The 8112-nt window shown below is 57.1% G+C and carries 8 protein-coding genes; 2 read left to right on the forward strand and 6 right to left on the reverse strand.

Translation table 11 applies throughout. The features are described 5' to 3' along the window. The 5 genes from rpsG to ACEW8J_RS03135 form a co-directional block, all read right to left on the reverse strand. Window positions 1–411 (reverse strand): 30S ribosomal protein S7 (rpsG, locus tag ACEW8J_RS03115; RefSeq protein WP_373490173.1); only part of this gene is annotated, 411 nt, incomplete at its 3' end. Window positions 412–480: 69 nt separating this feature from the next. Beyond that, window positions 481–852, reverse strand: coding sequence for a 30S ribosomal protein S12 (rpsL, locus tag ACEW8J_RS03120; RefSeq protein WP_067198316.1), 372 nt, complete (start codon window positions 850–852; stop codon window positions 481–483). Window positions 853–1047: 195 nt separating this feature from the next. Beyond that, window positions 1048–1962, reverse strand: coding sequence for a GIY-YIG nuclease family protein (locus tag ACEW8J_RS03125; RefSeq protein WP_373490174.1), 915 nt, complete (start codon window positions 1960–1962; stop codon window positions 1048–1050). Between the two features lie 162 nt (window positions 1963–2124). Further along, a complete protein-coding gene (locus tag ACEW8J_RS03130) occupies window positions 2125–2409 on the reverse strand; it encodes an addiction module antidote protein (RefSeq protein ID WP_373490175.1) in 285 nt (94 codons plus the stop codon). Window positions 2410–2784: 375 nt separating this feature from the next. Further along, complete coding sequence (locus ACEW8J_RS03135) at window positions 2785–3177, reverse strand: host attachment family protein (protein WP_373490176.1); 393 nt, start codon at window positions 3175–3177, stop codon at window positions 2785–2787. 543 nt (window positions 3178–3720) lie between these two features. Between ACEW8J_RS03135 and ACEW8J_RS03140 the strand changes: the two genes are divergently transcribed. Together ACEW8J_RS03140 and ACEW8J_RS03145 are read left to right on the forward strand one after the other, a co-directional pair. Beyond that, complete coding sequence (locus ACEW8J_RS03140) at window positions 3721–6045, forward strand: TonB-dependent receptor (RefSeq protein ID WP_373490177.1); 2325 nt, start codon at window positions 3721–3723, stop codon at window positions 6043–6045. 153 nt (window positions 6046–6198) lie between these two features. After that, window positions 6199–7377 carry a diguanylate cyclase domain-containing protein gene (locus ACEW8J_RS03145; protein WP_373490178.1) on the forward strand — a complete coding sequence of 393 codons (1179 nt, stop codon included), beginning with the start codon at window positions 6199–6201 and terminating at the stop codon, window positions 7375–7377. A 37-nt stretch (window positions 7378–7414) separates the two neighbouring features. Here ACEW8J_RS03145 and ACEW8J_RS03150 read toward each other — a convergent pair whose 3' ends face one another. Next, entirely contained in the window at window positions 7415–7795 is a 381-nt protein-coding gene (locus ACEW8J_RS03150; RefSeq protein ID WP_373490179.1) for a DUF1304 domain-containing protein, read from the reverse strand. Between the last annotated feature and the right edge of the window lie 317 nt (window positions 7796–8112).

The following is an 8112-nucleotide window of genomic DNA, read 5'->3' on the forward strand; positions in this document are numbered from 1 at the left end:
CTTCTTCACCGCGTTGCCGCGATTGTTGGAAGCGTCAAGAATTTCACCCGACAGACGCGCTGCCATTGTGGTTTCGCTGCGGCCGCGAGCGGCAGAGATCATCCAGCGGATCGCCAAGGCCTGAGCACGCTCGGGACGGACTTCCACCGGCACCTGATAAGTCGCACCACCGACACGGCGGCTGCGGACTTCGATACCGGGCTTTACGTTGTCGAGTGCTTCGTGGAAGGTCTGCACCGGATCCTTCTTCGCGCGTTGCTCGACAGTTTCGAGTGCGCCATAAACGATGCGTTCTGCTGCCGACTTCTTGCCGTCAAGCATCAGGTTGTTCATGAATTTCGATAATACCAGATCACCATAACGGGGATCGGGCAGGATTACGCGTTTTTCGGGACGACGACGACGTGACATATTCTATTTCCTTTATCTCTGGCCCGAGGCAGCGAAACCGCGCCTGACGGGCTATGAAAGCAGCTCCGATTACTTCGGACGCTTCGCACCATATTTGGAACGGCTCTGCTTGCGGTCCTTGACGCCCTGCGTATCGAGCACGCCGCGAAGGACATGGTAACGAACGCCGGGAAGATCGCGGACACGACCGCCACGGATCAGCACGACGCTGTGTTCCTGGAGGTTGTGGCCTTCGCCCGGGATGTAGGAAATGACCTCGCGCTGGTTGGTCAGGCGAACCTTGGCAACCTTGCGCAGAGCGGAGTTTGGTTTCTTTGGAGTCGTCGTGTAGACACGGGTACAAACGCCGCGTTTCTGCGGGTTGGCTTCCATGGCTGGCACCTTGGACTTCGTCTTCTGGGGCACCCGCCCTTTACGGACGAGCTGGTTGATCGTTGGCATAAAGTCTTCACCTTATAGTAAATTATCCTGCAAAATGCAGGGGTTACTCTCACCGTCCCAAAGGACGGCAAGTGTTTTGCCTATGTAAATTTTCTGCGGCGTCGAGCAGAGCCCGAAGCAGCGGAAGCGCGGCCCTTAGCGGGGATTCGGGTGGGGGTCAAGGGTGGGTCGGCTGGCTGCTTTATATTCTTTCATCTATTCTTCGACTGGCAACGCTTCTAACTGATCCGCCTCCCATTCGCGGTAAGTTTGATTAGTCCCTTCGACTCTCCAAGTGGTGGGGCCCGCTGTAGCACGCCCTTTTATGATAGCGCCGGCGGCGCTTGTACTGCTAAATCCATAACTATCCGAAAAAACTCGATGGTCTCCATTTTCAACCAATACACCTTGATCTACCAACTCGTTAAACAATGATTGATAGCCGGTATGCCCTCCTTCAGAGCCGATCCAATCCAAACGGGCGCCTGAACCTGCCTGAACAACAAATTGCTCATCCATTAATTTTGCACGAGCAGGGATTCTAAGCTCCGGTACCATCGTAACAAAGCTAACCGCAGGGATCTCTATTTTTTGGGGATAATCGAGAGCAGGAAGCTTTCTATTTTCTGAGAGAAAATCATAACGCAACGCTGGCAAAACCAAGTAAATGTTTTCTAGAAAGTCCTCCATGTGGGAGCGAGCTGCTTCGCTTAAAGTACGTTCAGGGGGCGACTGCTCATTGTCCAATTTTGTTTTGCGCAGCCGGATTGCGTCACTTATCAGTTTACTTTCGAGGTATCTAGCATGAGCTTTGTTTAGAGGTTCGCCATTGGAGGTTATGCAAATAGCCTCTGACCACCAATCCTTTTGCGCTGCATGGTTTTTCAAGCGCTTCTTAATATCGTCAGTTTCACCAATGTATAACAGTGGACGATCGTCTTTCTCGCCGACGAGCAGATAGACACCTGGTCTTTCAATTTCGGGCCTCAGCATAGCTTTAGGCAGTTGGGTGCGATTTATGACCAATACATGGCCGGTCCACTGGAATGGAATAGTCGCCGTCTTCATCCCCTGCGGATGGCCATCCACAAAAAACAACTCTATCGACCGGCCTTTAGATTTCTCAATCAAATCGATTTCCCCACACATGACAGAAACTCACGAAGCTTCCGATACCCCATTTACAGATATGCCGCTCTGGAAGCCGGATCAAGTCTGGCTTTACAGAGCAATCCTGACTCGGGCGCAAAGGCATCCGTATCCTCAGGAATTACGATAACAGCGCACTTAATTCTATCCGCACCCACTAACCGACAACCGCACCCCCATCGCCCGCAGCACCCCCAGCAAGGTCTCCAGCGTCATATTGCCATTCGGACCCAGCGCCTTGTACAGCGCCTGCCGCGTGATCTTGCTCGCCGCCGCCACCTCGGTCATGCCCTTGGCGCGCGCGACATCGTTCAGCGCGGTGCGGATCAGCGCGGCGTCATTTTCTTCAAAAGCGACCTTCAAATAGGTCGCGATCATTTCCGGGCTGTCGAGATATTCGGCCGCATCAAATTCGGTGGTCGTGGTCATGACTCTCATCTCGAACAGTGAACGAGACTTGTCAACTATAGATGACATCTGAATATAAGGCTTGTTCTTTAGCTTGTCCTGGATCGACCCAATCTGAAGGCCGGAACTATCAACCCGTCTGCCCAAGAGTGGCCCTGACGAGAGATGCGACTTCCTGAATTTGCGTTTGGGGTAACTACACCACCCCGACCCCTCCTCCGAAGAGGAGGAGCTCAGGTTTCTTAGTGGCTTCGTGGCTTCGCGGCTTCGCGCGAGCCAAATGTTCGCGCGAAGCCAATGGGGGTCCTGAAACAAGTTACCTAGCGGTGGCCTTCGGCTCAGGATGACGGGCGGTGTTCAGGATGGCGTAGAATCGTGCCGGATTGCAAAGAATCCCTAAGCCGCCAGCGACTTCTCGATATCCTCGACCGGCGAATTCGTCAGCGTCTTCGCCTGTTCCAGAATGATCTTGTCGGTCACTTCCTGGTGCAGCAACGGCCGGATCTCGCCCAGCGTGTCGGGGTCGGCGACCAGAATCAGCCGTTCGAACGCGCCCTTTTGCGCAAGGATATAAAGGCGCTCCGCGATTATTTTCGAGAAGGTCGCTTCCATGCTCTCCTTCGGCGACCGGTCGGGCGGGGATTTGCCGGAAGGACCATCGTCGGCCAGATCGCCCGGCAGCCAGTCGCCATCATGCTCGAGCGCACCGCTGCGGACATGAAAGGTCTTCGCCTCCCGGCCCGTTGCAACAACGACAAATGTATCTTCCGGAAAATTCAGCATAGCCATATAAATGTCCTTTTTTGGTTCAATCAGGCAACGCGCGGCGCTGCGAAAGGTTGCCGGTTACGGGGATAAGCGGCGCCGCTCTCCGTCATCCTGAGCCGAAGGCCACCGCAAGGTAACTTGTTTCAGGATGACGGCTATTCCCCCCACCCCCAAACACCGCTTTCCTACACGCCGGCAAATCGCTATAATCTCCCCCGGCTCTTTGACATTTTCCATCCCCCTTTCCCTTGCCCCCGCGCCGACGAAGTTTCCCCTCCCCAAACCGCGTAACCTTTGCAAACTTCGCTTCGGCCTATGGCACTTTTTACTGCTGTTTATGCTATCTGGAAATCATAGTTCAGACAGATTCTGAAGTGAACTGCAAAACCTGCCATTGGTCCCAACTTTGACAAACTTTGGCGCCGCCTGCCGCTCCCGATCCGGCCGTCACAAGAATGTCGCGCAGGTTTATCCAAACTGTCATCCAATATCTGTCAGCCCGTCACAGCCTTGCTGCACTGCACCATTCTTTCCCGTGTCGCAGATAGAAGGCTGATTCTTTCCATGTCCAAATATTCTCCCCAAGCGCTTTCCCGCAGCTCCGTTTTCGTCCTGGCTTCCGCCCTGCTGGTCGCCGCCCCGGCGCTGGCCCAGACCGGAACCGACGCGGTTGCGGACGAAGCCGCCGACGACAATGTCATCATCGTCACCGCGCAGAAGTTCGAGCAGCGATCGACCGACGTGCCGATCACCATTTCCGCCAATAGCGGCGAGCGGCTCAAGCAACTGGGCGTGTCGGATCTCGACGAGCTGTCCAACTATGTGCCCGGCCTCAATATCCAGGAGCAGAGCGCCAACAATCCCGGCATCGTCATCCGCGGCATCACCTCCGACAGCGGCTCGGCGCAGCAGGCGGCCCGGGTCACGCTTTATTATAATGGCGTCGATATCTCGCGCTCGCGCGGCTCCTATCAGGACATCTACGACATCGACCGGATCGAGGTGATCAAGGGGCCGCAGGCGACCCTGTTCGGGACCGCCTCTGCGGTTGGCGCGATCAGCATCATTTCCGCCAAGCCCCGGCCCGGTGTTTCCGGCGAACTGTCCGCCAGCTATGGCAATTATGACGCCTATACGATGGCCGGCCATCTCAACGCCGGATCGGACGTGCTCGCGCTTCGCCTCGCCGGTGCCTACAAGAAGCGCGACGGCTATGTGACCAACCTGGCCCCGAACCAGGATGATCTCTATGCCCAGGATCAGCTCGGCGGTCGCGCCTCCCTGCGGTTCACGCCGAGCAGTGATTTCACTGCCGACCTGATCCTGACCTATGACCGGCAGCGCAACTCGGGCACGCCGTTCATTTCCGGCACCCTGCCGACCAGCGCCGGACCGGCCGATCCCTTTGGTTTCGCTGATCTGCGCGGCTCGCCTTTTTCGGAAGCGGTGCTGGGCGATGCCGAACTGGGCCTGACCCGCGATGTCTATGACGCCAATCTGACGATGAGCTGGGATATTGCCGACGACTGGACGATCACCATGGTCAACGGCTTCCGCAAGTTCAACAGCAACGAGGTGTTCGACGCCGACGGCTCTGCTGCCTTCTTCCTTGAATTTGCCGAGGACGCCAATGGCGAACAGGGCAGCCATGAAACCCGCTTTGCCTATACCAGCGACACGTTCCGCGGCAGCTTCGGCTGGAACCTGTTCCGCGAAGACAGCAATCAGCGGGTGCCGTTCTCGACCGACGAAGTGACCTATTTCCAGTGTCTCGCCGGTGTTGTCGTGCCAGGCGTCCCGTGCGTCGATGGCAATGGTGTACCAGCCGGCGATGCGATCAGGGCGCTGACCGGCGGCGCGGTCGGGACAGTCCCTTATCAGGCGGTGTTCGAGAATCTCGGCAAGAATGACAGCTATTCGGTATTCGCCGACGGCACCTGGATCCCGACCCCCAGCGTCGAGCTGACCGCCGGTGTCCGCGTGCTGATCGAAAAGCGCCGCTCCGGCTATCGTGCGACCGCACCGGGCTCATTCTTCACCGGCGCACCGCCCTTCCCGCTGATCGACACCGCTGGCCAGACCTTCCGCACCGAAGACAGCTTCTCCGCTGTCTTGCCCCGTTTCAATATCCTCTATCGCTTCTCCGATGATATCAACGGCTTTGCCACAATCTCCAAGGGCCGCCGCTCGGCGACTGTAAATGCAGGTGCGAGATCGACGCCAACCGGACCGGTCGGCAATTTCACCGACATCGCACCGGAAATCGTCTGGAATTACGAAGTCGGTCTGAAAGGCGCGGTGGGTCCGGTATCCGGTTCGCTCGGCGTCTATTACCAGACCTATGACAATTTCCAGGTGAGCGTGAACGATCCGACCAGACCCGGCACCACGATCACCCGCAGTGCCGGGAGCGCAACCAATTTCGGGGTTGAGGCCGAGGTCAACGTGCGCGCCGCCGACTGGCTGAGCCTGTTCGCCAATATCGGCTATATCGATGGTGGCATCGACAATGATCCGGCCAACGGCAATCTCGCCGGTGCGCGCTTCCGCCTCCAGCCGGAAGTGCAGGCAGCGGGCGGCTTCACCCTCGACTATCCGGTCAACGACAGCACCCGCCTGTTCGCCACGCCCAGCATCACCCATCGCAGCCGGGTCTTTTTTGAAGCACCGAACAGCAATTTGATCAGCCAGCCAGCGGTCACCCTGATCAATTTGCGCGCCGGCCTGTCCTTTGCTGACGAACAGTTCGAGATTGCCGGCTTCGCGCGCAACCTGACCAATAAAAACTATCTGCTCGATGCCGGCAACACCGGCGGTGCATTCGGTATCCCGACCTTCATCCCCGCCGAACCGCGCTTCTACGGCATCCAGGCGACCGCGAAATTCTAGCGGCCTTCGCGCACAATCCCCTCGTCTCGCTCCGCCCTGTGGAGTCGAGACGAGGATCTCCGCCAACAATAATTTGTTAACCCTATTTTTACACGGCCATCCTAGTCTGGAACGCGGAACATCCGGTCAGCCGCAATGGGGTCGTCTAACATCATGGATTCAACGCCGCGAACAGTAAAGAACGGGCGGACGACTTGGCAGAGCGCATGGCGGTCTCCCGAGATTACCGAGGATATCCGCGCATCGGTAGAGAAAATGCAGTTGCGCCGGGTGCTCACCCACGTGCCGATGATCTACCTGGTGGCAATCTTCAATCTCGTGGCGGTCATGGTCCTGTCGGCCCACGAAGGGGTTGAACCCGCCTATTATGCCTGGATGGGGGTTTTTGCGCTTGCCTGCTGCGCCCGGATGACCATGTGGATGCGGCTCGGCAGAGCCTCCCATTCGCATCGTCCTTCTGCCAAGACGTTCCGCAGCCTCTCTTTTCTGGCGATTGGCATTATCGCCTTTCTCAGCATCTGGTCGGTCCTGGTCATTTCCACCGACATGTTCGACAACCAGATATTCATTCCGATGTCGCTGGTGTTCGGATCGACGTGCATCGCTCACTGCCTGGCCTGCCTGAAAAAGACCGCGGTGACCGTATTGCTTGTCGGAGTCGTGCCTTCAGCCTTGGCGATGATCGTGCTGGGCGATTTTGACGAGATGATCATGGGGTGGAGCATGCTCACCATTGCGCTGCTGATGATCCGGTTCATCATCGACAGCTACAACCAGATTATCTCCGGCCTGATCATGCGCCATGTCATCTGGAAACAGGCCCATAGCGATCCACTGACCGGGCTCGCCAATCGCCGGGCGATGATGAACCACCTTCATCTGGCCGAACAGGGCTTTGCCAGTGACGGCCGTATTTTTGCGGTCGCCCTGCTCGACCTCAACTTCTTCAAGCAGGTGAACGACAGCCTTGGTCATGACATCGGCGATCTCCTGCTGGTGGAAATCGCCAGCAGGCTGAATCAGAACAGCAACGGGGACGAAATTGTCGGGCGTCTCGGCGGAGATGAATTCCTGATCTTCATGCCGGGGGTCACCGGCCATGAATTGGCTATGGCCCGGGCGACCGCTTATCTTTCCGCCTTCGCCAGTCCGGCGAAAATCAATGGCCATGTCTTGAGGCCATCGGCCAGCCTCGGCATCGCTGTCCAGTCCGTTGATGGAAACGGGACCGAGCAATTGCTCAAGGCCGCCGACAGGGCGCTATATGCAATGAAGCGCGCTGGTAAAGGCGGCCGGGAATCCGGAATATCATCGCTGCGCAAAATTGCCTGAGGGGACGACAGACCAACGGGAACAGATGCCAGATGTCCTAGCGCTGACGTGCTCTGGCGGACAAGCCAATCAACAGCAGGCCGATCACTGCCGGGCCGGCCTGGACTAGGGCAATATCCGGTGACACAGGCCAGGCACCGAAAATACCTGCCGTGGCGACAAACAGCAGAAAGCCGGTTGCAACCTTGCGCTGCCATTCGCCATCCCGAATCAACAACGACCAGATCAGCCCAGCCGCCAGACAGAGATTATAGATGCCCTGATTGGCGGCCATCGCGGTGGTCGGAAGGAACAGGTCGGCGGGGAATTCCGGAAAGGCCCCCGGGCCTTGCGTCTGCCAGGCAAATATCCCGAACCAGGCGATATAGAGGTGCAGGATCGCGACCAGTGCGATCATGATCTTCGCAAATATCGACACGATTTGTCTCCCCCGATGCTGGCAGCGCTTATAACCCGGATTTCGTAGCAAGCTCAACATGACATGCGATGGGGAGTATGGATTCGGGCGCAAGGGGGGGGTAAGGCTCGTGCGAAGTGCCTTTGCAACAGGACCCGCAGTATCTCCCGATTGGCGCTTGCCGATTCAAACCTTGTCTTATTCTAAATGCGTCATTTGCATTCCTTGCATTGCCATGCCGCTGGTTTCAGCTAGATTGGCAGATATGCGGGGGCACAATAGACTCGGAACAAGGATAGTCGATTGAGTTTTTCCCAAATAGCAATTGGGTCGTTGAT

The sequence above is a fragment of the Parasphingorhabdus sp. genome (assembly GCF_041748495.1).
GTDB lineage: Bacteria > Pseudomonadota > Alphaproteobacteria > Sphingomonadales > Sphingomonadaceae > Parasphingorhabdus.

Excerpts from the sequence above, each read along its gene's own strand:
- rpsL (WP_067198316.1), bottom strand. The coding sequence starts at position 852 with ATGCCAACGATCAACCAGCTCGTCCGTAAAGGGCGGGTGCCCCAGAAG.
- ACEW8J_RS03130 (WP_373490175.1), bottom strand. The coding sequence starts at position 2,409 with ATGACCACGACCACCGAATTTGATGCGGCCGAATATCTCGACAGCCCG.
- ACEW8J_RS03135 (WP_373490176.1), bottom strand. The coding sequence starts at position 3,177 with ATGGCTATGCTGAATTTTCCGGAAGATACATTTGTCGTTGTTGCAACG.
- ACEW8J_RS03140 (WP_373490177.1), top strand. The coding sequence starts at position 3,721 with ATGTCCAAATATTCTCCCCAAGCGCTTTCCCGCAGCTCCGTTTTCGTC.
- ACEW8J_RS03145 (WP_373490178.1), top strand. The coding sequence starts at position 6,199 with ATGGATTCAACGCCGCGAACAGTAAAGAACGGGCGGACGACTTGGCAG.